The sequence below is a fragment of the Streptomyces sp. NPDC045287 genome, assembly GCF_056432325.1.
The window spans coordinates 85,724-109,186 of the sequence record NZ_JBWKJG010000008.1; the positions used below are offsets into that span (position 1 = coordinate 85,724).

Genomic DNA, 23,463 nt, shown 5'->3' on the forward strand with positions numbered 1-23,463 from the left:
CTTCAGGCCGCGACGAGGTAGGAGAAGACCGACTCGAGGGACTCGTCCGAGGGCGAGACCGTCAGCAGCCGGATGGAGTGCTCGCGGGCGACCCTCGGCAGCAGCTCCGTGAACCGGCCGAAGTCCACCGCCTGCACGCGCAGGACGCCCTCGCGCACGTCCACCTCGATGCCGGCGGTCGACGGGTCGGCGATGAGCGCGGCGGCCAGGGCCCGGTCGTCGCTGGAGCGCACCAGGTAGCGGTGCGGGCGGTCGGTCATCAGGCGGCGGATGCGGCGGAAGTCGCCGCTGGCGGCGTGCCGGCCGGCGACGACGACCTCGATGTGGGAGGCGAGCTGCTCGACCTCCTCCAGGATGTGCGACGAGAACAGGACGGTGCGGCCGTCCGCGCCCATGTGCCGCAGCAGGTCCATCAGCTGCATGCGCTGGCGCGGGTCCATGCCGTTGAACGGCTCGTCGAGGAGGAGCACGGACGGGTCGTGGACGAGGGCGGAGGCCATCTTCACGCGCTGCCGCATGCCCTTGCTGTACGTGCCGATCTTCCGGTCCTGCGCGTGCTCCATCTCGACGGTGGCGAGCGCGCGCTGCGCCTCCGCCGCGCCGAGGCCGTGCAGTTCGGCGTTGGCGAGGACGAACTCGCGGCCGGTGAGGAAGTCGTACATCGCCTCCCGCTCCGGCACGACGCCGATGTGGCGGTAGACGGACTCGTTGCGCCAGATCGGCTGCCCGTCGAGGGTGACCGTGCCGGTGGAGGGGGCGAGGAAGCCGCCCATCATGTTGATGAGGGTCGACTTCCCGGCGCCGTTCGGGCCGAGGAGGCCGGTCACGCCGGGGCCTATGGCCATGGTGACGTCGTTGACGGCGACGACGTTGCCGAACCAGCGGGACGCGTGGTCGATGTGGAGGGTGGTCACAGCCCGACCTTTCGGTAGCGGCGCATCAGGGCGGCGTACGAGCCGGCGATGAGCGCGAGGACGGCCAGGAGGTAGACCGCGCCGGTTCCGGCGTCGGGTCCCGCTCCGCCCGGGAAGGACGTGGAGGCGCCGAGGAAGGCGGTCTGCACGCCGTCGATGAGGGTGATCGGCGAGAACAGGCCGAGCCAGGTCACGGCGTCCCGGTTGTCGGTGCCCAGGGCGATGGCCTGGACCGTGGTGACGGCGCCGTACGAGATGAAGAGGGCGGCGATCACGGCCGCGACGCCGAAGCCGCGGCGGGGGGTCAGGGCGGCCAGGACCAGGCCGATCCCGCCGAAGAGGAGGGACAGCAGCGCCACGGACACCAGCCCCTGTGCGAAGCCCTTCGTCTGGTCGGTGAAGTCCATCTTCGCCAGCAGCGCCCCCGCGTAGAGGACGAGCAGCGGCGAGGCGGTCAGGACGAACAGGGCGGACGCCATCGCGCCGTACTTGGCGAGGACGTAGTCGACCCGCTCGATCGGGCGGGAGAAGTACAGCGGGACGCTGCGGAAGCGCAGGTCGCGCGAGACGGACTGCGGCGCCTGGGAGGCCACGTACAGGGCGATGACCAGCTGCATGACGATCGCGTAGCGGGTGTAACCGACGCCCAGGGAACTGGACTTGGTGACCACGGCGACCGCGACGACGATCAGCGCCGGTACGCACATGACGCCGAAGAGGATCATCGGCAGCACCTTCGACTTGGCGCTGCGGCCGAGCCCGTACGCCCCCCGCAGGGACTGCGCGTACAGGGACCTGCGCGCGTAGGCGCGGCCGAGGCGGGGGCCGTCGTACTTGCGGTACCCGATGTTGTGGATCTGCGTCTCGGTACTCATCGGGCCTGCACCTCCGGGGTCTGGCCGGCCGGGGCGGCGGGGCGGAACACCTCGGCGATGTGGTGGCGGCGCTGTTCCATGCGGACGAGGCCGAGCCCCAGGTCGGCGACGGTGTCGCGCACGATGTCGTAGGTCTCCTCGCCGGTGGCCTCCAGCAGCAGGACGTGACCGGCGCCGGGCAGGCCGTCCTCCACGCGCGCGTGGAGGGTGATTCCGGCGGCGGTGAGCGCCGCGCGGAGGGCGGCCGTGCCGTCGGGGTGGGTGTCGGAGTCGGTGACCTCGACGGCGACGGTGGTCGTGGTCTGGGTGAAGTCGCTGGTGGAGCTGGAGCGCAGGAGGCGTCCGCCGTCGATGACGACGACGTGGTCGCAGGTCCGCTCCAACTCGCCGAGCAGGTGCGACGTGACCAGCACCGAGATGCCGAAGTCCGTCCAGACGCGGCGGATGAGGCCCAGCATCTCGTCGCGGCCGACCGGGTCGAGGCCGTTCGTCGGCTCGTCGAGGAGGACCAGCTGCGGGTCGTGGACCAGGGCCTGGGCGAGCTTCACGCGCTGCTTCATGCCGGTCGAGTAGCCGCCCATGGGGCGGTACCGCTCCTCGTACAGGCCGACGTGGCGCAGCGTGTCGGCGGTGCGCTCACGGGCGGCGGTCGGCGGGAGCCCCGACATGCGGGCCATGTGGACGACGAACTCGGTGGCCGAGACGTCCGGGGGCAGGCAGTCATGCTCCGGCATGTAGCCGACCCGCTCGCGGATGGCGGGGCCGTTCGTCGCCACGTCGAGGCCGAGGACCTCGGCGCGGCCCTCGGTGGCGGGGGACAGGCCCAGCAGGATCTTGATCATCGTCGACTTGCCGGCTCCGTTGGCACCCACAAGTCCGGTCACACCGGGCCCGATGTCCAGGGAGAGCCGGTCGAGAGCGGTCACCCGGGGGAACCGCTTGCTGAGGCTTTCGGTGGCGATCACAGTCACGCTCCGACCGTAGTGGCGCCCGCCACACTCCACGTCAGCCCTGACGGTTGGATCCTTGTCCGACTCCAGGAGTAGGGACCCGTACGGGAGGGGTACGCCGCGCAGGTTGTCCACAGGCGGGCCGGGCGCCCTTGACGCCGCCGCCGGGCATGGTCACATTCGTTGGTGTCAACGTGACGGAACGCGTGCCGCGTGCGGGCGCCTACGGGACGGGGAGTGGCATGGGTCTGCTGAGGGGCGCCCGCGAGCGCCGGATCCGCACGGGCGGGATCGAGCTGTGCGTCGCCGAGATGGGCGAGACGGACCGGCCGACCGTGGTCCTGGTCCACGGCTACCCGGACTCGAAGGAGGTGTGGTCCGAGGTCGCCCCGCGGCTGGCCGACCGGTTCCACGTCGTCCTGTACGACGTGCGAGGGCACGGCCGGTCGACGGCGCCGGTGCCGCTGCGCGGCGGTTTCACGCTGGAGAAGCTGACGGACGACTTCCTGGCGGTCGTGGACGCGGTCAGCCCGGACCGCCCGGTGCACCTGGTGGGGCACGACTGGGGGTCGGTGCAGGGCTGGGAGTTCGCCACGGTCGGGCGCACCGAGGGCAGGATCGCCTCGTTCACGTCGATGTCGGGGCCCTCCCTGGACCACTTCGGCCACTGGATCAAGGAGCGGGCGGGGCGGCCGACGCCGCGCCGGGTGGCCCAGCTCCTCGGGCAGGGCGCCCGCTCCTGGTACGTGTACCTGCTGCACGCGCCCGTACTGCCGGAGCTCGTCTGGCGCGGGCCGCTCGGCCGGCGGTGGGCGGATCTCCTGAGCCGGGTCGAGAAGGTGTCCACCGAGGACTATCCGACCGGGTCGCTGCCGAGGGACGCCGCGCACGGCGCGTGGCTGTACCGGGACAACGTCCGCTCCCGGATGCTGCGCCCCCGCCCGGACGCGTACGCGCACGTACCGGTGCAGCTGATCACCCCGACCGGGGACGCGTTCCTGTCGGAGCGGCTGTACGACGACCTGGCCCGGTGGGCGCCGCGGCTGGTGCGGCGCACGCTGCCGGCGAAACACTGGGTGCCGCGCACGCGCCCGGAGCAACTTGCCGCGTGGATCTCCGAGTTCGTGACGGCGCACGAGGAGGAGGGCACCGGGTTACCGTCCGCCGTGTCGTCGGGGCGGCGGTACGCCGACCGGTTCGGCGGGCAGCTCGTGCTGGTGACGGGCGCGGCGAGCGGCATCGGGCGGGCGACGGCCCTGGCGTTCGCCGGGGCCGGGGCTCGGGTGGTGGCCGTCGACCGGGACGCGGAGGGCGCGGCGCGCACGGCGGAGCAGGCCCGGCGGCTGGGGGCGCCCGGTGCGTGGCCGGAGGTGGTGGACGTGAGCGACGAGCAGGCGATGGAGAAGCTCGCCGCGAGGGTCGCCGCCGAGCACGGCACGGTGGACGTGCTGGTGAACAACGCCGGGATCGGCCTGTCGGGGTCGTTCTTCGACACCACGGCGGACGACTGGAGGAAGGTCCTCGACGTCAACCTGTGGGGCGTCATCCACGGTTGCCGGGTCTTCGGCCGGCAGATGGCGGAGCGCGGCCAGGGCGGCCACATCGTGAACGTGGCCTCGGCGGCGGCGTTCCAGCCCACGAAGCTGCTGCCCGCGTACGGCACGTCGAAGGCGGCGGTGCTGATGCTCAGCGAGTCCCTGCGGGCCGAACTGGCCGGACGGGGCATCGGCGTCACGGCGGTCTGCCCCGGCTTCGTGAACACGGGCATCACGTCGACGGCGCGCTTCACCGGGGTGTCGGAGGCGGAGGAGGGGCGGCTGCGCAGGCGCACGGCGCGGCTGTACGCGTTGAGGAACTACCCACCGGAGAAGGCCGCCGCCGCGATCCTGCGCGCGGTCGTGGAGAACCGGGCGCTGGTGCCGGTGACCCCGGAGGCCAGGGCCGCGCACCTGCTGTCCCGCGTCGCGCCGGGCGTGCTGCGGGCCGTGGCCAGGGTGTCGCCACCGCTGTGAACGGACCGGCGCCGCGGCCGTACCGTCCCGACGGGGCGGCCCGGGGCGGGAGGGAGCGGGCGTGACCGAGCAACCGGCCGGCCGGAGCCCGGCGGCCGAGTACCGGATCGAGGACCTGGCGCACCTCAGCGGGGCCACGGTCCGGACGATCCGCGCCTACCAGGACCGCGGCCTGCTGCCGCGGCCCGAGCGGCGCGGCCGGTCCAACGTGTACGGGGAGGCGCACCTGACGCGGCTGCGGCAGATCACCGGCCTGCTCGATCGGGGTTACACCCTGGCCTCCATCAAGGAGCTGCTGGAGGCCTGGGACACCGGCCGGGGCCTGGGCGGGGTGCTGGGTCTGGTCGCCGAGGTGAACGGGCCGTGGAGCGACGAGCAGGCCGGCCGCATCACGCGCGCGGAGCTGGACGCCGCGTTCGGCGGCGCCCCGGACGAGCGGGCCGTCGAGGAGGCCGTCGAACTGGGCGTACTGGAGCGGGTGCCGGGCCGGGACGACGCGTTCCTGGTGCCGAGCCCGCAGGAACTGGCGGTGGCGGCGGAGTTGTACGCGGCGGGGGTGCCGCTGCTCGCGGTCGCCGGGCACCTGCGGGAGTTGCGGGCCCAGGTGGAGCACATCGCCGCGCGGTTCCTGGAGTTCGCCACCGAGCACGTCTTCGCCCGCCACCTCGGCCACCGACCGCCGGCGGACGCGGACGCGGACGCGGCGGCCGCTCTGGTGCGGCGGCTGCGCCCGCTCGCCCGGCAGACGGTCGACGCCGAACTCGCCCGCGCCATGCGGCTCCTCGCCAACCGCCGTCTCCAACACCACCTCGCCCCGGGCAGTCCCCCGGAGCGGGACGGGGAACCGCGAGCGGTGGCCCTGCCCGCCGCGACGGTCCGGGCGGTGCACGGGTTGGTCGGCGCGGCGAACGCGTCGGCGTTCATCGCGGCGGCCACCGAACGGGAAGTGCGGGCGAGGGAGTTGGACGCGCTCACCGACCAGGCCCGAGGCACCCCGGGAGAAGGCCGGGAAGCCGGAGAGGAGGGACCGGTTGTCCACAGAAACGCCAATAACCCTGTGGATAAGTAGAGTTGTCTGTGGACCAAACCTGTTCCGCCGTTTTTCTGTGGCGGAACGGGGTGATCCCTGACACGCTGCCGCCATGGACGAGAGACGCGCCGTGAAAGTGTCGAAGTACCTCTCGCGGCATCTGCGCCACCAACCCGAGCGGATCGGCCTCGTCCTCGACCCGCAGGGCTGGGTCGCCGTCGACGACCTGCTGCGGGCCATGGCCCGGCACGGCATGCCGCTCAGCCGCGCCGAGCTGGAGCACGTCGTCGCGGTGAACGACAAGCGGCGCTTCGCCCTCGACGGCGATCGCATCCGGGCGAGCCAGGGCCACACCGTCGACGTGGACCTCGGCCTGCCGCCCGCCACGCCGCCCGCGTACCTCTACCACGGCACCGTCGGCGCCCGCCTGGAGGCGATCCGGGCCGAGGGCCTGCGCCCCATGAGCCGCCACCACGTCCACCTCTCACCCGACCGGGAGACCGCGGCCAGGGTCGGGTCCCGGCGGGGCCGGCCCGTCGTCCTCACCGTCGACGCGGGCGCCATGCACGGCGACGGCCACGTCTTCCACGTCAGCGCCAACGGCGTCTGGCTCACGGACGGCGTGCCCCCGCGCTATCTGCGATTCCCGGAGTGAGCACGGAGGCCGGTCCCTGCGGTCCCCGGACTGAGCACGACGGCCGGCGCCGGCGGGGCCGTGGGCTCGACGGCACGGGCCTGCGCCTGCCCACCGCGCCCCTGCCCGTCCGCCGCCGGCACGAGAGGGCCACGACCAGCGGCGGCCCACCGGGCGCGCCGGTGGGGAGGGACCCGGTTCGGCCGGGACGTCCACCCGGGCGCACGACCTCCACGGCGCCGTGGGAGCAGACCACCGGACCGGCCGCCCGCCCCGTGGGGGGTGCGTCCGCGCCGCGGGCCGTACCGGCCGTGGATCCGGCGTGCCGCAGTACGCGCACCGTGCGCCGCGGCCCCTCCGCGCAGGCGCTCAGCGCCGTCCCGCGCCGAGCAGCTCACTCAGCCGGTCGCCGATGACGGACACCCCGGGACGCGGCTCGCTCTCGTAGTACCAGGGCTTGTGCCGGCGCAGCAGCGCCTCGCCGTGCTCGCTCCAGGTGAACCCGGGCTTCCGCAACAGGTTCCGGAACACGGCATCGATGCCGCGCACGGTCGCCTCGACGCCGAGGGCCGCGGTGGTGAAGGGCGGGCCGGGGCCTGCCTCCACCCTGGTGAACGGAACCGTCGCTGTTCGTCACCGCCGTAGGCGTCGACAGTCGCCCCGGCGATCACGGCTTCGGGTTCGGCTCCGTCCGACGTGCCCACGGGGCCGCGCCAGCGGCTTGCCCTGCGGTGCCGGTGCGACTTCCCGGTCCTGCTCCGGTGGCGCGTCCGTGGCGGCGGAGAGCCCCGCGTATCGTCGGTGACATGCGTCTGAGCACGGTGATCCTTCCCGTCCACCCCTGGGGCGGCGGACAGAAGACCTGGCAGCGGGCCGAAGACCTCGGGTTCCACGCCGCGTACACGTACGACCACCTCTCCTGGCGGTCCTTCCGGGACGGGCCGTGGTTCGGTGCCCTCCCCACGCTCACGGCCGCGGCGGTGGTGACGCGGAGCATCCGGCTGGGCACCCTCGTGACCTCGCCGAACTTCCGCCACCCGGTCACGCTCGCCAAGGAGCTGATCACCCTGGACGACATCTCCGACGGCCGGATCACCCTCGGCATCGGCGCGGGCGGCAACGGCTTCGACGCGACAGCCCTCGGGCAGGAGGCGTGGACGCCGCGGGAGCGGGCGGACCGGTTCGCCGAGTTCGTGCCGCTGCTCGACCGGCTCCTCACCGAGGGCGCCGTCACTCACGAGGGCACGCACTACTCGGCGCACGAGGCGCGCAACGTACCGGGCTGCGTCCAGCGGCCGCGGCTGCCGTTCGCCGTGGCGGCGACCGGCCCGCGCGGAATGCGGCTCGCCGCCCGGCACGGGCAGGCGTGGGTCACCACCGGGGACCCGAAGCTGTTCGAGACGGGCACGCCCGAGCAGTCCCTGGCGGCGCTCCGCGAGCAGGTGGAGAAGCTGGGCAAGGCGTGCGCCGAGGCCGGCCGGGACGCGGAGGAACTGGACAAGATCCTGCTGACCGGATTCACCCCGGAGGGGAACGGCCTCCTGGGGTCCGTGGACGCCTTCGTGGACTTCACCGGGCGCCACGCGGAACTGGGCTTCGACGAGATCGTGGTGCACGCGCCCGTCCCCGACTCGGTGTTCGCCGCCGACGAGGCCGTCTTCGAGCGGATCGCCACCGAGGGGATCGCCCAGCTGAACGGCTGAGGGGCATCCCGACCCACCCACCGATACCTCCTCTTCCTTCCCTTTCGCCCGATCTTGGATGCGCGGCTCAAACGTGCGGGGTCACGCACGTCCGCGCATCAGAGGAGCGGCCCATACGGGACAATGGGTGCGTGACCTCACCGACGACCTTCCCCGGCAGCCGACCGACGGCGCGGCAGCGCCCGCGCCTGATCGCCACCGACCTCGACGGAACGCTGCTGCGCGACGACAAGTCCGTGTCGGACCGGACGGTCGCGGCGCTCGCCGCCGCCGAGGAAGCCGGCATCGAGGTCTTCTTCGTCACCGGGCGGCCCGCCCGCTGGATGGACGTCGTCAGCGAGCACGTCCACGGTCACGGACTGGCGATCTGCTCCAACGGGGCGGCCGTCGTCGACCTGCACGCCGGCCGGAAGATCGTCGAAGTGCGGGCGCTGGAGCGGCGGACCGCTCGCGACGTCGTCGAGACCCTGCGCCGGGAGGCCCCCGGCACGGCCTTCGCGATGGAGTTCACCGACGGCATCCGCCACGAGCCGGACTACCCGCCCCTCCACCTGGACGCCGCCGTCGCGGTCGGCCCCGCCGAGAAGCTGCTCCACGAGGACGTGTCCGGCACCGGGTCACCGCTGCTGAAGCTGCTGGCCCTCCACCGCGACCTCACGCCCGACGGCTTCCTCGCCCTGGCCCGCACGGCCGCCGGACACCGCGCCACCATCACCCGCTCCAGCCCCACCGCGCTGCTGGAGGTGAGCGGCCTCGGCGTTTCCAAGGCCAGCACGCTCGCCCTGTGCTGCGCCGAGCGCGGCATCTCGGCCGACGAGGTCGTGGCGTTCGGCGACATGCCCAACGACATCGAGATGCTCACCTGGGCGGGCAGGTCCTACGCCATGGGCAACGCCCATCCGGACGTCGTCGCCGCCGCCTCCGGCCGGACCGTCGCCAACGAGGAGGACGGCGTCGCCGCCGTGATCGAGGCCATCCTCGCCGGCGACTGAGCCACCGGCCCGCCCGGCCGCGCCACCGTTCACCGCTACGCCCGACCACGCCCCGCATTGCCGCTACGCCCGACCGCCGCCCAGCGCGACGCCGTGCTCGCGCAGCCAGCGCAACGGGTCGACGCCCGAGCCGAGGTACGGGGTCACGCGCACCTCGAAGTGCAGGTGGGGCCCCGTCGAGTTGCCGGTCGTCCCCGCCTGGCCGACCCACTGGCCGGCGGCGACCCCCTGCCCCTGCTCCACGGCGACCGACGCGAGGTGTGCGTACTGCGAGTACCAGCCGTTCGCGTGCCGGACGACCACCTCGATCCCGAAGGCACCCCCGCACGACACCGCGTGGACCCGCCCCGCCCCGATCGACCGCACGGGCGTGCCGATGTCCACGGCGAAGTCCTGACCGGTGTGCCGGCGCGCCCAGTGCTTCCCCGCGCTGCCGAAGCCGGCGGACAGCTCGTACCCGTCCGCCTCGGACACCGGCGCCACCCACGTCCGGCCCGCCCCCCGCGCGCCGCCCGGCTGCTCCAGCCGTGCCGCGCCCCGGCACCTGCCCGCCGCCACGCTCTGGTCCGCCGTCGCCTGCAACCGCCGCCGCAGCCGCTCCAGCCGCGTCTCCAGGCCCCGCTTCACCACCGCGAGCCGCGCGTGGCGCGCCTCCAGGTCCCGCCACGCCGTCCGCGCCCGGGCCGCCGCCGCCTCCAGCAGCCGCGCGGCCCGGTCCGTGCCCCGTACCAGCCGGTCCACCGCCTGTCCCGCCTGCCGCGCCGCCCGCTCGGCGCGCAGTGCGGCCTCCGGGTCGTCGGCAAGCAGCAGCCGCGCGGTCGGCGGCAGCGTTCCGCCCGTCCGGTACTGGGCACGGGCCACCTCGCCCGCCCGTCCGTGCAGGTCGGCCAGCTCGCGCCGCCGGTCGGCCAGCTCCTCCTGCAGCCGGTGCGCCCTGGCCCGCTGCACGGCCGCTGCGCGCCTCCCCCGCTCGTACTCCTCGGTGACCCGCTCCGCCTCCGTGAGCAGCCGGGCCACCTCGGCGCTCACGGCCGGCCCGTCCGGTCCGGCGACCGGCGCGGCGGTGGCCGGGAACGGGAGGACGAGCAGGGCGGCCAGCGCGGACAGCACCGGCCCGGGCAGTGACCTTCGGCCGCGGAGAGGACGCACCCTGGGATGGTGGCCCTTCGGCGCCGGCTTCCCCGGCATCTCGCCGCCCCGCCCGCCGCCGTACCGCCGTCCGGGCTACGGCCGTACCGCCGTCCGGCCCACACCGTCCGCCGACCGGCCCACACCGACCGGCCCACGCCGACCGCCGTCCGGCCGCACCGGAACGGGCGGCCCTCCCCAGCGGCGTCCCGCGCGCCTTCCCGCACCGCCCTACGCGTTCCCCGGCGCGGTCGGGTCCGCCGGTGCGCCGGGGCGGAGGTCCGCCGCGCGCTCCCGCTCCCGCATCCGCCGCAGCGGCCCCTCGACGGCGACGAGCTCCTCGTAGCGTCCCCGCTGGACGACCCGGCCGTCCGCGAGGACCACGACCTCGTCGACGGCGTCGAGCCCGCGCAGCCGGTGCGTGATGAGGACGGTGGTGCGCCCGCGCGTCGCCCGCAGCAGGTCCTCGGTGAGCGCGTCGGCCGTGACCAGGTCGAGGTGCTCGGCGGGCTCGTCGAGGACGAGGACCGGGAAGTCCGCGAGGAGGGCGCGGGCCAGGGCGAGCCGCTGCCGCTGACCGCCGGAGAGCCGCGCGCCGTGCTCGCCGACCAGGGTGTCCAGTCCGTCCGGCAGCGCGTCGACCCAGTTCAGGAGCCGTGCCTCGGCCAGCGCCCGGCGCAGCTCGTCGTCGCCCGCGCCGGTCCTGGCCAGCCGCAGGTTCTCGCGGATGGTGCTGTCGAAGAGGTGGGCGTCCTGGGCGCACAGCCCGACGAACCGGCGTACGTCGTCCCCGTCGAGTGCCGTCGCGTCGGCGCCGCCGATCCGGTACGTGCCGTCCTCGACCTCCACGAACCGCAGCAGCACCTGCGCCAGCGTCGTCTTGCCGGCCCCGGAAGCGCCGACGACGGCGACCCGCCGTCCCGCCTCCAGGCGCAGGTCGAGCGAGACGAGGGCGTCCCGGTCCTGCCCGGGATGCCGGGCCGTGACCCCGCGCAGCTCCAGCGGGAACGGGCCCTCCGGCGCCGGTTCGGGCCGCTCCGGCTCCCTGACGGGAACGGGCGCGTCGAGCACGTCGAAGACCCGCTCCGCGCTGCGCCGCACCCGCTGGCGGTACTGCACGGCCAGCGGCATCCCCGTCACGGCCTCGAACGCGGCGAGCGGGGTGAGCACGACGACCGCCAGGGCCACCCCGTCGAGCCGCCCGTCCCGTACCGCCTGGACTCCGACCAGCGCGGTCGCGGCCACGGTCAGACCGGTGGCCAGCGCGATGAGCCCGCCGCCGAGCGCCGTCGCGGCGGACTGGCGCGCGGCGATGCGGGTGAGCACCCCGTCCGCCTCCCGGGCCCGTCCGATACGGCTCCGCAGCGCACCGGCCACCGTCAGCTCGGCACAGCCGCGCAGCAGGTCGACCACCCGGGCGGCGAGGACGCCGCGGGCAGGGGCGAGGCGCTGCTCTGCGCGGCGGGCGACGGCACCGCCCAGCACCGGGACGGCGACGCCCGCGAGGAGCAGGCCGGCCGCGAGGACGGCACCCGCCTCGGGGAGCAGCCACGCCGTGAACCCGACGGCACCGGCACCGACCAGCAGGGCCGTACCGGCGGGCAGCAGCCAGCGGAGCCAGTAGTCCTGGAGGGCGTCCACGTCGGAGACGAGCCGCGACAGCAGGTCACCGCGGCGGGTGCGGCGCAGTCCGGCCGGCGCGATGCGCTCCAGGCGCCGGTAGACGGCCACCCTCAGATCGGCCAGCATGCGCAGGACGGCGTCGTGCGACACGAGCCGCTCGGCGTACCGGAACACCGCCCGGCCGACGCCGAAGGCACGGGTCGCGGTGACGGCGACCATCAGGTGGAGGATCGGCGGCTGTTCGGAGGCCCGCGAGATCAGCCAACCGGACACGGCCATGAGGCCGACGGCCGACGCGAGGGCGAGGCTGCCGAGCAGCAGTGCCAGCGCGAGGCGGCCCCGCAGTTCACCGGCCGTCGCCCGGACCCGGGGGAGAACGCGCCGCGTCGGCCCCGGGGCGGCGGGGCCGGCAGCGGTGCGCCCCGGGCGGACGGCGGACTGGCCGCCGTACAGGCCGCCGACGACCCCGAAGGCGTCGTCGACCATGTCGGTGCCCGCGTCGATCACCGCGGGTGCTGCCCCGGCCGCCGACGCGTTCCCGGTCCCCGTCACCGCGTCGGGTCCCGGCACGGACGGCGCCCCCGCCCCCGGACGCAGCGCGACCACCCGGTCCGCCACGGCGAGCAGCGCGGGCCGGTGCACGACCAGCAGCACCGTCCGGCCGGTGGCGAGCCGGCGCACCGCTTCCACGACGGCGGCCTCGGTCTCACCGTCCAGCGCGGCGGTCGGCTCGTCGAGGAGCACCACGGGCCGGTCGGCGAGGAACGCCCTGGCCAGGGCGAGCCGCTGCCGCTGCCCGGCCGACAGGCCGGCACCGTCCTCGCCGAGCACCGTGCCGATGCCGTCCGGCAGACCGTCGACGAAGTCGGCACCCGCCTCCCGCAGCGCGGCCCGTACGGCGGCGTCGTCCGCATCGGGCCTGGCCAGGCGTACGTTCTCGGCGATCGTCCCGGCGAACAGGTACGGCCGCTGCGGCACCCAGGCGATCCGCGCCCGCCACCGCTCCGGGTCCAGCTCCGCGATGTCCACGCCCCCTGCCCGCGCGGTGCCCGAATCCGGTGCGGTGAAGCCCAACACCACGTCCAGCAGCGTGGACTTGCCGACGCCGCTCGGCCCGACCAGGGCGACCGTCTCGCCCGGCTCGACCACGAGCGACACGAGGTCCAGCGACGGCTCGGCGCGTCCCGCGTGCCGTACGGTCACCCCGTCCAGCTCGATCCGCACCGGGCCCCCGGGCAGCGACTCCGTCCCGGCCTCCGGTAGCGGGGCCTCCAGCACCGCGAAGACCTCCTCCGCGGCCGACAGCCCCTCCGCCGCCGCGTGGTACTGCGTGCCGACCTGGCGCAGCGGCAGGTACGCCTCGGGCGCGAGGATCAGGATGACCAGGCCGGTGTACAGGTCGAGGGTGCCGTGGACGAGGCGCATGCCGATGCCGACGGCCACCAGCGCCACCGACAGCGTCGACAGCAGTTCCAGTGCGAACGACGACAGGAAGGCGACCCGCAGGGTGCGGAGCGTCGCCTGCCGGTACTGCGCGGTGATGGAGCGGATCGACTCCGCCTGCGCCTTCGCCCGGCCGAACACCTTCAGGGTCAGCAGTCCCGCCACCACGTCGAGGAAGTGCCCCGACAGCCGGGACAGCAGCTTCCACTGCCGGTCCATGCGCGCCTGCGTGGCCCAGCCGATGAGGACCATGAAGATCGGAATCAGCGGCAGGGTCACCACGATGACGGCTGCCGACACCCAGTCCTCGGTGACGATGCGCGCGAGGACGGCCACCGGGACGACGACGGCGAGGCCGAGCTGAGGGAGGTAGCGGGCGAAGTAGTCGTCCAGCGCGTCCACGCCCCGGGTGGCGAGCGCCACCAGGGAGCCGGTCCGCTGGCCGCTCAGCCAGCCGGGACCGAGCGCGGACGCCCGCTCCAGCAGCCGGCCGCGCAGTTCGGACTTGACCGCCGCGCTCGCGCGGTGGGCGGCCAGTTCGGTCAGCCAGGCCACCAGCCCGCGCCCCACGGCGACCGCGGCGATCAGGAGGAGCGGGAGAGAGAGGTCGTCGACGGCCATTCCGCGCTGGAAGGCGCCGACGACGACCTCGGCGACGAGCATCGCCTGGGCGACCACCAACGCCGCCCCGACCAGGCCGAGGAGGACCACCGCCAGCAGGAAGAAGCGGGTGGCCCGGGCGTACCGGAGCAGTCGCGGGTCGATCGGTTTCACGTGAAACATCCCCTGCCAGTGGCACCTAGTGGGTGTCGGCGATGTGCTGCGTTCCGATGCGCTTGCGGAACACCCAGTAGGTCCAGCCCTGGTAGAGGAGGACGAGCGGGGTGGCGACCACCGCGCACCAAGTCATGATCTTCAGGGTGTACGGGCTGGACGACGCGTTGGTCACGGTCAGGCTCCAGTCCGGGTTCAGCGAGGACGGCATGACGTTCGGGAAGAGCGTCAGGAACAGCATCGCGACCACCGCGGCGATCGTGATGCCGGACAGCGCGAACGACCATCCTTCGCGGCCCGCCCTGATGGCCCCGACCGCCCCGGCGAGCGCGGTCGCGGCGACGGCCGCCGCGACCAGGCTCACCCCGTCGCCGAGCGACGCCTGCGTCCAGGTGAGGAAGGCGAGGGCGACGGCGACGGTGATCAGGCCCAGGGTCCACGCCAGCTTCCTGGCCCGCGCCCGGATGTCGCCGACGGTCTTGAGCGCGGTGAACACCGCCCCGTGGAAGGTGAAGAGGGAGAGGGTGACCAGTCCACCGAGCAGCGCGTACGGGTTGAGCAGGTCGAAGAGGGTGCCGACGTACTCCTTCGACGCGTCGATCTCCACTCCCCGCACGATGTTGCCGAAGGCCACGCCCCACAGCGCCGCGGGGATGAGCGAGGTCCAGAAGATGGCCTGCTCCCAGTTGTGCTGCCAGTGGTGTTCGGGGCGCTTGGCCCGGTACTCGAAGGCGACGCCGCGCACGATCAGGCAGAGCAGGATGACGAGGAGGGGCAGGTAGAAGCCGGAGAAGAGGGTGGCGTACCAGTCCGGGAAGGCGGCGAAGGTGGCGCCGCCGGCCGTGAGCAGCCACACCTCGTTGCCGTCCCAGACGGGGCCGATCGTGTTGATGAGTACGCGCTTCTCGACCCGGTCGCGGGCGAGCAGCTTGGTGAGGACGCCGACGCCGAAGTCGAAGCCCTCCAGGAAGAAGTAGCCGGTCCACAGGACGGCGATGAGTACGAACCAGACGGTGTGGAGTTCCATGCCTCGCTCCCCTTCCTCAGTACGAGAAGGCCATGGGGCGGTCGGCGTCGCGGTCGTGGCCGCCGATCCTGGTGGGCGGGTTGAGGTCGGCTTCGGTGAGCTCCGGGGGCCCGGCCTTGACGTACTTCACGAGCAGCTTGACCTCGATCACGGCGAGCACCGCGTAGAGCAGGGTGAAGGCGATCATCGAGGTCAGGACCTCGGCCTGGGAAACGCCGGGGGAGACGGCGTCGCGGGTGCGGAACACCCCGTACACGACCCAGGGCTGGCGGCCCGTCTCGGTGAAGATCCAGCCCCAGGAGTTGGCTATCAGCGGGAAGGCCAGCGTCCACAGGGCGACGAGCCAGTACAGCTTGGTCAACCGGTGCCCGAGGGGCTTCTTGAAGAGGACGAGGTGCGGCACGTCGTCGTCCCCGACGCGCAGGGCCCGCGGCAGGAGGAACTTCCTGCGGGTCAGCCAGAGCCCCAGGAGGCCGAGCCCGAAGGAGGCCATGCCGAAACCGATCATCCAGCGGAACGACCAGTAGGCGACGGGGATGTTGGGCCGGTAGTCGCCGGGCCCGTACTTCTCCTGCTCGGCCTTGTTGGTGTCGTTGATGCCGGGCACGTACGAGGAGAAGTCGTCGTTGGCGAGGAAGGACAGCAGGCCCGGGATCTCGACGGCGACCTTGTTGTGGCCCTTGTCGACGTCGCCGTAGGCGAAGACGGAGAACGGCGCGGGGCCCTCGCCGTCCCACAGCGCCTCGGCGGCGGCCATCTTCATGGGCTGCTGCTTGAACATGACCTTGCCGAGCAGGTCGCCGCTGATCGCGGTCAGCATGCCCGCGATCACCACGGTGACCAGGCCGAGCCGCAGCGAGGTCTTCATCACCGGTATGTGCTTCCGGCGCGCCAGGTGGAAGGCAGCGATGCCGACCATGAACGCGCCGCCGGTCAGGAAGGCCGCGGTCATGGTGTGGAAGACCTGGGTGAGGGTGGTGTTCTGGCTCAGGACGGCCCAGAAGTCGGTCAGCTCGGCGCGGCCCGACTCCTCGTTGATCCGGTAGCCGACCGGGTGCTGCATCCAGGAGTTGGCGGCCAGGATGAAGTAGGCGGAGAGGATGGTGCCTATCGACACCATCCATATGCAGGCCAGGTGGATGCGCTTCGGCAGCTTGTCCCAGCCGAAGATCCACAGGCCGATGAAGGTCGACTCGAAGAAGAACGCGATCAGCGCCTCGAAGGCGAGCGGCGCGCCGAAGACGTCTCCGACGAACCGCGAGTAGTCCGACCAGTTCATCCCGAACTGGAACTCCTGCACGATGCCGGTGACGACCCCCATCGCGATGTTGATCAGGAAGAGCTTGCCCCAGAACTTGGTGGCCCGGAGGTACTTCTCCTTGTCGGTGCGCACCCACGCGGTCTGGAGACCGGCGGTGAGCGCGGCGAGTGAGATGGTCAGGGGGACGAAGAGGAAGTGGTAGACGGTGGTTATCCCGAACTGCCACCGCGCCAGCGTCTCTGGCGCCAGAGCCAGGTCCACGACGATCTTCTCCTTACGGCCTAACAGCCCTGCGGCCTCGCAGCCCCACGGCCTTCCGTTCGCCCGCCGATTCCGGTTGATCTTGGGAGGAACCCGGCGTGCTTGTGAATGTGTTCACAAGCACAATCATTATGACGCAGACGAAATCCGTACCTTGACGCGGGGTCCCTCTTCCCTGAAAATTCAACATCTTGTTGACCCCTGACCGGGCGGACCCGCGTCCCCGGCCCGCCGGCCACACGCCGCGATCAACGGGAGGACCCCCGCGAGCGCTCTGCTCGCGGGGGTCCTCCCGGTCGTCTCCACCCCGGGTTCGGGGGCGAGGAGCTCTGTTCTTCGGTCCGTCCGCGTCCACCGAGCCGGAGCCCGGCGCCCGTCGGCGCCTCAGTTCCGGGGCGTGCCGGACAACACCGCCCAGCCTCGATCAATCCCAGTCCGTACCGGACGGAGACTGATCAGAACTTCTCCTTGCGGAACGTCTCGGCCGTCCGCAGGAAGATGTCGTTCGCCTCGACCTCACCGATCGTGACCCGGACGCCGTCAGGCGCGAACGGCCGCACGACGACACCGGCCTCCTCGCAGGCGGCGGCGAACTCGCCGGAGAACTCACCGAGCGGCAGCCACACGAAGTTGGCCTGCGTCACGGGCAGCTGCCACCCCTGGGCCGCCAGCGCCTCGACCACCCGCTCACGCTCGCACACGAGCGAACCGACGCGGCCCAGCAGCTCGTCCTCGGCACGCAGGGAGGCCACCGCCGCGTCCTGCGCGATCTGCGTGACGCCGAACGGCACGGCCGTCTTCCGCAGGGCGGCGGCCACCGGCTCGTGGGCGATCGCGAAGCCGACCCGCATGCCCGCGAGGCCGTACGCCTTGGAGAAGGTGCGCAGCACCGCCACGTTCGGCCGGTCCCGGTAGAGCTCGATGCCGTCGGGCACCTCGCCGTCCCGGATGAACTCGATGTACGCCTCGTCGAGGACGATCAGGATGTCCGACGGCACCCGGTCCAGGAACCGCTCCAGCTCCGCCCGGTGCACCACCGTGCCCGTGGGGTTGTTGGGGTTGCAGACGAAGATCAGGCGCGTGCGCTCGGTGATCGCCTCGGCCATCGCGTCCAGGTCGTGCACGCCCTCCTCGGTGAGGGGGACCATGACCGGAGTGGCACCCGCGATCTGCGCGACGATGGGGTACGCCTCGAAGGACCGCCAGGCGAACATGACCTCGTCGCCCGGGCCGGCCGTGGACTGCACCAGCGACTGGGCGATCCCGACGGACCCCGTGCCGGTCGCCAGGTGCGTCACCGGCACCCCGAAGCGCTCGGACAGCTCGTTCATCAGGGCGGTGCACGCCAGGTCCGGGTAGCGGTTGAGGTCCGCCGCGGCGGCCAGCGCCTTCTCCATGACACCGGGGAGCGGCGGGTACGGGTTCTCGTTGGAGGACAGCTTGTACGCAACGCGGCCTTCGGCGGCGGTGGCCGGCTTCCCCGGCTTGTAGGTGGGGATGTTGTCCAGCACGGCGCGCAACTTGGGGCTTGTCTCGCTCACTGAGGTCCTCCTCGACCGTAAGTGCACCATGGATACTGCACACCTTATGAGGATTCGACGTTCCTGCGAATGGCCGAATGGCGCCAATGCGCGGAACGCGACGGAGCGGCGGCCGGATGCCGCCGCCCACCACCGAGGGGGCGCGCGTCGCCCTGGCGCAAGCGGGTGGCACACGCCGTGGTGCGCATCCCTCGTAGAGGTGAGTTGAAAGCTTCTCGCCACCTCGCTCAGCGCTCTGGACTATGCGCGTGGACAGCCGGCCGCCCGTTGAAAAACCCGCCAACACCCTTGTGTTTCAGTGCTGTTGGCTTCGTTGGACCTTGCAGAAACGTGCCTGTCAACGTCGAATCGTGCATTCGTCGCGCTCCGTCGCCATCCCCCTACTATCAGCACGCCATGACAGCAGCAGGGAAGCACCAGGTGAGCCGGGCACAGACCCGGGGGAACCGGCAAGGGCGCGCGGGCATCCGGGATGTGGCCGCCGCGGCCGGCGTCTCCATCACGACTGTCTCCGACGCGCTCAACGGCAAGGGCCGGCTCCCGGACGCCACCCGCCGCCACGTCCGCGAGGTCGCCGACCGGCTGGGCTACCGGCCCTCCGCGGCCGCCCGCACGCTCCGTACCGGCAAGTCCGGCCTCATCGGCCTGACCGTGACGACCTACGGGGATGAACCTTTCACCTTCACCGAGTTCGCCTACTTCGCCGAGATGGCCAGAGCGGCCACCTCCGCCGCGCTCGCCCGCGGCTACGCCCTCGTCATCCTGCCCGCCACCTCGCGCCGCAGCCCGGCCGACGTCTGGTCGAACGTGGCCCTCGACGGCACGGTCGTCATCGACCCGTCCGACCACGACCCCGTCGTCACCGAGCTCGTCCGCCAGGGCCTGCCCGTCGTCTCGGACGGCCGCCCCGCCGGCACGCTCCCGGTGACCGCCTGGGTCGACAACGACCACGAGGCGGCCGTCCTCGGCCTCCTCGACCACCTCGCCGAAGCCGGCGCCCGCCGGATCGGCCTGCTCACCGGCACCACCACCGACACGTACACGCGGCTGTCCACCACCGCGTACCTCAACTGGTGCGCGCGCGTCGGCCAGGACCCCGTGTACGAGGCGTACCCGGCCCACGACCCGTGCGCCGGCGCCGTCGCCGCCGACCGGCTGCTGGCTCGCCCCGACCGGCCGGACGCCGTGTACGGGCTGTTCGACCCGAACGGTACGGACCTGCTGGCCGCGGCGCGGCGGTACGGCCTGCGCGTCCCCGACGACCTGCTGCTCGTCTGCTGCAGCGAGTCGACCGTGTACGCCACGACCGAGCCGCCGATCACCACCCTGTCGCTCAAACCCCGCCGCATCGGCACCGCCGTCGTCCAGTTGCTCATCGACGCGATCGAGGGGATCGAGCACGACCGGCCGCTCGAACAGGTGATACCGACGGAGCTGATCGTCCGGACGTCGTCGCAGCGCAGGCCGCCGCGCACGACGGTGAGTCCGCCCCGCCAGCCGCGCCAGGAGTAGGACACCTCGGGCCGGTCCCGGACAGAACAGGGCAGAACCTCCAGGGGGGCGGCGGAAAACCCGGCAGCGCCCTGGCAGGGGGCCCGCCTCCCCCAGTTCAGACCTTCACAAATGGGGCGAAACACCCAAGGAATCGGACGTGCTCCCTGATTCACCACCCCTGGTGCGTCACACAGCACAAGCCTCATTCCTATGATGGGCGCACGACAGCGCGGGCCGCTCCGACCAGGCCGGTCCGCGATGTGAGGGCGTCGCGACGGTGGTGGAGGGGTCGATGACTCAGGGGGCCGGTCAGGGACCCGTGGTGCGGACGGCGACGTTGCGCGACTTCCGCGTACCGCCGTACGCCCAGGTACCCGTACAGGGTCATTCCGAACATCCGCAGCCGCAGCCCCACGCTCCCCAGCCACAAGCGGCGCACCTGCCGCACCCGGGCGACGCCTTCCCCGACGAGGAGTACCCGGAGGGGTACACCCCGACCGAGCGCGACCTACCGGTGATCAACCGGGGCGACACGCTCCAGGTGCCCGTCACCGCGCCGGCCGATCCGGCGACCGCTCCGGCCCCGCTCGTCGGACAGGGCCCCGGCCCCGGCCCGCTGTACGTCGTCGGCGACGTCCACGGCTACCTCGACGAGCTTCTCGCCGCCCTGCGTGAACAGGGCCTCGTCGACGAGGAAGGCCACTGGGCGGCCGGAAACGCCCGCCTGTGGTTCCTCGGCGACTTCACGGACCGCGGCCCGGACGGCATCGGCGTCATCGACCTCGTCATGCGGCTCTCCGCGGAAGCGGCGGCCGCCGGCGGCTACTGCAAAGCTCTGATGGGCAATCACGAGCTGTTGCTGCTCGGCGCGAAGCGGTTCGGCGACACGCCCGTGAACTCCGGGGCCGGAACGGCCACCTTCCAGGCCGCCTGGCTGCTCAACGGCGGCCAGAAGAGCGACATGGACCGCCTCCAGGACGTCCACGTCCAGTGGATGTCCCGCCTCGACGCGATCGTCGAGCAGGACGGCCACCTGCTGCTGCACTCCGACACCACGGCGTACCTGGAGTACGGCGACACCATCGAGGACGTGAACGACACCGTCCACGAGATCCTCACCCGCAACGACGCCGACGAGTGCTGGGACCTCTTCCGCAAGTTCACCAAGCGGTTCGCGTTCCGTGACGAGGGAGGGGTCAACGCCGTGCGCGAACTGCTCGCGGCGTACGGCGGGCAGCGCGTCGTCCACGGCCACAGCCCCATCCCCTACCTGCTCGGCGAGGTCGGCACCGAGGACGCGGACGGCGAGAGCACCGGCCCCGTCGTCGAAGGCCCGCACGTGTACGCGGACGGCCTCGCCATCGCCATGGACGGCGGTGTGACCATGGCGGGGAAGCTACTCGTCCAGCAGTTGCCGCTGCCTCACTGAGCGCGTCCGGAACAGGCGGCTTCCGGAAATCCCCGTCACCCGGCGGGTCGGCCCCGCCACCGGCGCTCCCGGCCGCCCTTCCTTCCCGGGCTTCCGCGTCCTGCGGGCGTACCGGAAGACGTCGGGGGCGCACCGCGTAGAGAGCCTTCCGCACCCCGTTGCCCGAGTGCCTCACCGGTTACGGCGCCTCCTCGACGAAGCGCTGCACGCCGCGCCCGGCCGGACCTGCCGGCCGTCGGCTCGGCGCCTCCCAGCTCCGCGATGGCCCTCGGGCGACCCTGGCCGGCACGGCCGCCCCCACCCCGTACGAGCGCTTCGTGCGCGTACGGGAGGAACACCGCAGACTCCCGGGCGTCTTCACGACGGCCCCCGTCCTCGGCGGCCCGGCAGGACCGCGCCCGGCCGGAGCCCCGTGTGGAACGACCGGTCGGCCCGGCCCGCGGCTCCTCCATGGGACGCGGGCCGGGCCGGCCGCCGGGGGACCTCCTGGGTCAGTCCGCCAGCGGCAGGTAGACGCGGTTGCCCGCGGCGGCGAACTCCTTGGACTTCTCCGCCATCCCCGCCTCGATCTCCTCCTGCTTGAGATCGCCGCCGTGTTCCCGCCGGATGTCCTGCGAGATCTTCATCGAGCAGAACTTCGGCCCGCACATCGAGCAGAAGTGCGCGGTCTTCGCCGGTTCCGCCGGCAGCGTCTCGTCGTGGAACTCGCGCGCCGTGTCCGGGTCGAGGGCCAGGTTGAACTGGTCCTCCCAGCGGAACTCGAACCGCGCGTCCGACAGCGCGTCGTCCCACTCCTGCGCGCCCGGGTGGCCCTTGGCGAGGTCCGCCGCGTGCGCCGCGATCTTGTACGTGATGACACCGGTCTTCACGTCGTCGCGGTTCGGCAGGCCCAGGTGCTCCTTGGGCGTGACGTAGCAGAGCATCGCGGTGCCCCACCAGGCGATCATCGCCGCGCCGATGCCGGAGGTGATGTGGTCGTACGCCGGTGCCACGTCCGTGGTCAGCGGACCGAGCGTGTAGAACGGCGCCTCCTCGCAGATCTCCTGCTGGAGGTCGATGTTCTCCTTGATCTTGTGCATCGGGACGTGGCCCGGGCCCTCGATCATCGTCTGGACGTCGTGCGCCTTGGCGATCCGGTTGAGCTCGCCCAGCGTGCGCAGCTCCGCGAACTGCGCCTCGTCGTTGGCGTCGGCGATCGAACCGGGCCGCAGTCCGTCACCGAGCGAGAACGTCACGTCGTACGCGGCGAGGATCTCGCAGAGCTCCTCGAAGTTCTCGTACAGGAACGACTCCTTGTGGTGCGCCAGACACCACGCGGCCATGATCGAGCCGCCGCGCGAGACGATGCCGGTCTTGCGACGGGCCGTCAGGGGCACGTACCGCAGCAGCACGCCCGCGTGGACGGTCATGTAGTCCACGCCCTGCTCGGCCTGCTCGATGACGGTGTCCTTGTAGATCTCCCAGGTCAGCTCCTCGGCCTTGCCGTCGACCTTCTCCAGCGCCTGGTAGAGCGGCACGGTGCCGATCGGCACGGGGGAGTTGCGCAGCACCCACTCGCGGGTGGTGTGGATGTTGCGGCCCGTGGAGAGGTCCATGACCGTGTCGGCGCCCCAGCGGGTCGCCCACGTCATCTTCTCCACCTCCTCCTCGATGGAGGAGGTGACCGCGGAGTTGCCGATGTTCGCGTTGACCTTCACCAGGAACCGCTTGCCGATGATCATCGGCTCGATCTCCGGGTGGTTGACGTTGGCGGGCAGCACGGCCCGGCCCGCCGCGATCTCCTCGCGCACGACCTCCGGCGACACGTTCTCGCGGACCGCGACGAACTCCATCTCCGGCGTGATCTCGCCCCTGCGGGCGTACGCGAGCTGCGTCACCGCCTGCCCGTCCCGCCCGCGCCGCGGTTGGCGCGGACGGCCGGGGAAGACGGCATCGAGATTGCGCAGCCCCCCGCGCGGCGAGGTGTGCTTGATGCCGTCGTCCTCCGGGCGGACGGGGCGGCCCGCGTACTCCTCGGTGTCGCCGCGCGCAATGATCCAGTTCTCCCGGAGAGCCGGGAGACCGCGGCGTACGTCGGTCTCGACGTTCGGATCGGTGTACGGCCCGGACGTGTCGTACAGGGTGACGTCCTTGCCGTTGGTGAGGTGCACCTTCCGGACCGGCACACGGACGTCGGGGCGCGAGCCCTCGACGTACCCCTTGTGCCAGCCGATGGACTTCCCGCTCTCCTCAGTGCTGGAGGCAGGCGTGCGTGCGTCCTGAACGGTCATCCTGACCTACTCCCTACGCCGGCATTACCCGGTAACAGGTTCGGCGGTCGACGCAGCGGCTTCCGTCGGCGACGTTTCACGTGAAACATCGCGTGGACGGAG

At 72.6% G+C, this 23,463-nt stretch carries 17 protein-coding genes; 7 read left to right on the forward strand and 10 right to left on the reverse strand.

Going from position 1 to position 23,463, the window contains the following annotated elements; translation table 11 throughout:
* Nucleotides 1-2 precede the first annotated feature (2 nt).
* From AC07D6_RS15430 to AC07D6_RS15440, 3 genes are read right to left on the reverse strand one after another with little or no spacing between them, the layout of a single operon-like run.
* Nucleotides 3-914 (reverse strand): ABC transporter ATP-binding protein, encoded by a 912-nt coding sequence (locus tag AC07D6_RS15430; protein ID WP_315876933.1) that lies wholly within the window; start codon nt 912-914, stop codon nt 3-5.
* Nucleotides 911-1,789 carry an ABC transporter permease gene (locus tag AC07D6_RS15435; RefSeq protein WP_479044669.1) on the reverse strand — a complete coding sequence of 293 codons (879 nt, stop codon included), beginning with the start codon at nt 1,787-1,789 and terminating at the stop codon, nt 911-913. The genes AC07D6_RS15430 and AC07D6_RS15435 overlap by 4 nt, the downstream gene beginning before the upstream one ends.
* Complete coding sequence (locus tag AC07D6_RS15440) at nt 1,786-2,754, reverse strand: ABC transporter ATP-binding protein (protein ID WP_479044967.1); 969 nt, start codon at nt 2,752-2,754, stop codon at nt 1,786-1,788. The genes AC07D6_RS15435 and AC07D6_RS15440 overlap by 4 nt, the downstream gene beginning before the upstream one ends.
* A gap of 227 nt (nt 2,755-2,981) precedes the next feature.
* On the opposite strand from AC07D6_RS15440, the gene AC07D6_RS15445 reads away from it, so the two are divergent.
* The 3 genes from AC07D6_RS15445 (at nt 2,982) to AC07D6_RS15455 (ending at nt 6,436) form a co-directional block, all read left to right on the forward strand.
* Nucleotides 2,982-4,751, forward strand: coding sequence for an SDR family oxidoreductase (locus AC07D6_RS15445; RefSeq protein ID WP_479044671.1), 1,770 nt, complete (start codon nt 2,982-2,984; stop codon nt 4,749-4,751).
* 61 nt (nt 4,752-4,812) lie between these two features.
* Nucleotides 4,813-5,820 (forward strand): MerR family transcriptional regulator, encoded by a 1,008-nt coding sequence (locus tag AC07D6_RS15450; protein ID WP_479044674.1) that lies wholly within the window; start codon nt 4,813-4,815, stop codon nt 5,818-5,820.
* 73 nt (nt 5,821-5,893) lie between these two features.
* Nucleotides 5,894-6,436, forward strand: a complete 543-nt coding sequence (locus AC07D6_RS15455; protein ID WP_315876937.1) for an RNA 2'-phosphotransferase — start codon at nt 5,894-5,896, stop codon at nt 6,434-6,436.
* 348 nt (nt 6,437-6,784) lie between these two features.
* Here AC07D6_RS15455 and AC07D6_RS15460 read toward each other — a convergent pair whose 3' ends face one another.
* The gene (locus AC07D6_RS15460; RefSeq protein WP_479044676.1) at nt 6,785-7,021 is read right to left on the reverse strand and encodes a hypothetical protein; all 237 of its coding nucleotides are present in this window, start codon (nt 7,019-7,021) and stop codon (nt 6,785-6,787) included.
* 200 nt (nt 7,022-7,221) lie between these two features.
* On the opposite strand from AC07D6_RS15460, the gene AC07D6_RS15465 reads away from it, so the two are divergent.
* Together AC07D6_RS15465 and AC07D6_RS15470 are read left to right on the forward strand one after the other, a co-directional pair.
* Nucleotides 7,222-8,118 carry an LLM class flavin-dependent oxidoreductase gene (locus AC07D6_RS15465; protein WP_479044678.1) on the forward strand — a complete coding sequence of 299 codons (897 nt, stop codon included), beginning with the start codon at nt 7,222-7,224 and terminating at the stop codon, nt 8,116-8,118.
* A gap of 131 nt (nt 8,119-8,249) precedes the next feature.
* Nucleotides 8,250-9,110, forward strand: coding sequence for an HAD family hydrolase (locus tag AC07D6_RS15470; RefSeq protein ID WP_315876941.1), 861 nt, complete (start codon nt 8,250-8,252; stop codon nt 9,108-9,110).
* A gap of 63 nt (nt 9,111-9,173) precedes the next feature.
* Here the strand turns inward: AC07D6_RS15470 and AC07D6_RS15475 are convergent, their stop codons facing one another.
* The 5 genes from AC07D6_RS15475 to hisC all read right to left on the reverse strand — a co-directional run bounded on the left by AC07D6_RS15475 (nt 9,174) and on the right by hisC (nt 18,168).
* Nucleotides 9,174-10,259 (reverse strand): M23 family metallopeptidase, encoded by a 1,086-nt coding sequence (locus AC07D6_RS15475; RefSeq protein ID WP_479044680.1) that lies wholly within the window; start codon nt 10,257-10,259, stop codon nt 9,174-9,176.
* Between the two features lie 210 nt (nt 10,260-10,469).
* Nucleotides 10,470-14,078: a thiol reductant ABC exporter subunit CydD gene (cydD, locus tag AC07D6_RS15480; RefSeq protein WP_479044682.1), complete on the reverse strand. Its 3,609-nt coding sequence runs from the start codon at nt 14,076-14,078 to the stop codon at nt 10,470-10,472.
* A gap of 25 nt (nt 14,079-14,103) precedes the next feature.
* On the reverse strand, nt 14,104-15,105 hold the full coding sequence (gene cydB / locus AC07D6_RS15485; RefSeq protein ID WP_479044685.1) for a cytochrome d ubiquinol oxidase subunit II: 1,002 nt from the start codon (nt 15,103-15,105) through the stop codon (nt 14,104-14,106).
* A gap of 16 nt (nt 15,106-15,121) precedes the next feature.
* Nucleotides 15,122-16,627, reverse strand: coding sequence for a cytochrome ubiquinol oxidase subunit I (locus AC07D6_RS15490; RefSeq protein ID WP_479044687.1), 1,506 nt, complete (start codon nt 16,625-16,627; stop codon nt 15,122-15,124).
* A 455-nt stretch (nt 16,628-17,082) separates the two neighbouring features.
* Nucleotides 17,083-18,168: a histidinol-phosphate transaminase gene (hisC, locus tag AC07D6_RS15495; RefSeq protein ID WP_479044689.1), complete on the reverse strand. Its 1,086-nt coding sequence runs from the start codon at nt 18,166-18,168 to the stop codon at nt 17,083-17,085.
* A 396-nt stretch (nt 18,169-18,564) separates the two neighbouring features.
* Between hisC and AC07D6_RS15500 the strand changes: the two genes are divergently transcribed.
* Both AC07D6_RS15500 and AC07D6_RS15505 read left to right on the forward strand, forming a co-directional pair.
* Nucleotides 18,565-19,680 (forward strand): LacI family DNA-binding transcriptional regulator, encoded by a 1,116-nt coding sequence (locus tag AC07D6_RS15500; RefSeq protein ID WP_315876947.1) that lies wholly within the window; start codon nt 18,565-18,567, stop codon nt 19,678-19,680.
* 274 nt (nt 19,681-19,954) lie between these two features.
* Complete coding sequence (locus tag AC07D6_RS15505; RefSeq protein WP_479044693.1) at nt 19,955-21,091, forward strand: metallophosphoesterase; 1,137 nt, start codon at nt 19,955-19,957, stop codon at nt 21,089-21,091.
* 491 nt (nt 21,092-21,582) lie between these two features.
* On the opposite strand, the gene thiC is transcribed toward AC07D6_RS15505, so the two are convergent.
* Entirely contained in the window at nt 21,583-23,361 is a 1,779-nt protein-coding gene (gene thiC / locus AC07D6_RS15510; protein WP_479044695.1) for a phosphomethylpyrimidine synthase ThiC, read from the reverse strand.
* Nucleotides 23,362-23,463: the final 102 nt, after the last annotated feature.